The organism is Mucilaginibacter pineti, from assembly GCF_900101875.1.
Lineage (GTDB): Bacteria > Bacteroidota > Bacteroidia > Sphingobacteriales > Sphingobacteriaceae > Mucilaginibacter > Mucilaginibacter pineti.
Window position 1 is genome coordinate 1 of record NZ_FNAI01000052.1, and the last position, 1,148, is coordinate 1,148.

At 46.8% G+C, this 1,148-nt stretch carries 1 protein-coding gene; it reads left to right on the forward strand.

The window, feature by feature from the left end:
• Positions 1-60: 60 nt before the first annotated feature.
• The coding region (locus BLS59_RS31135) for a macrolide family glycosyltransferase (RefSeq protein ID WP_162842839.1) at positions 61-1,148 on the forward strand (1,088 nt) is incomplete at its 3' end.

A 1,148-nucleotide genomic window follows, 5' to 3' on the forward strand; every position in this document is an offset into this window, starting at 1 on the left:
TCTCTCGAACTATTTCAAAATAGTTTAAAGTATTTTCCTGTGTCGTTCGTCTTTATGGATATGTCAAACGTATTATTCTTAGGAATGCCTTCCCACGGGCATGTAAACCCAACTTTAGGATTGGTGGCTGAATTAACGCGCCGTGGCGAACAGGTGAGCTATTTTGCATCGAGGCTTTTCCAGACGAAAATTGAGGCCGCGGGCGGTATCCTCTTTGCGTATGGCGAAGACCTTGATATTTTTAAGGCAGGTGGAAAACCGGGACAAGGCGGTGGCTTCCTAACTATCGCTAATAAAGCGCCCGCCGTGATCGCAGATATATTGGCGCAAACAGCCGGAATGAAATTTGATTATTTGATCCATTCGGCGGCTTTTCCGTTTACTGCTGCAATGGTGCAGATCTTCAATATTCCATCAGTTTCTTCCCTGGCGGTTTTCGCAGGGCTGGACCGATTTCAGGCCATGGCAGATATGGTTTTGCCGGAAGTCGTCCAAAAAGACTATGATAAAGTAGTATCCATATTAAAGGAAAAGTACCGGATCAATATGCCTGTTAATCCCATGCAACTTATGCTGTATGACAGTCCCCTTAAGCTCGTATATACATCGCGCTATTTTGCGCCGTCTTCTGCTTACCTGGATGATAGCTGCCGGTTTGTAGGCCCGCCGGTCTATGAGCGGCAGGAAGACCTGGATTTTCCTTTTGAACGACTGGAAAACAAGCGCGTGCTTTATATTTCGCTGGGTACGGTTTTCGGCATCTTCGACACCAATTTATATAGCCGTTTTGCCGAGGCTTTCGTGGGTTGGGATGGCATCGTAGTGGTGGTTGCGCATGGCGTTGATCAATCAGGAAAGAAGTTTCCCGATCATTTTATCGTGCGCGATTATGTGCCACAGAATGCTTTGCTAAAATATACAGATGTGGCGATTACGCATGGGGGAATGAACAGCATGAGCGACCTGATCAGTAACGAAGTGCCGTTTGTGAGTTTACCGCTGGGTGCGGATCAGCCTTTGCTGGCCGCACGTGCGGCTGAGTTAGGAGCGACCATTTCACTTAATGTAACAGAATTAACAGCTGAGCAATTATCTATGGCTGTTCAAACAGTTCTGGAAGATCCAGGATACTTAACTGCAATCCGCAA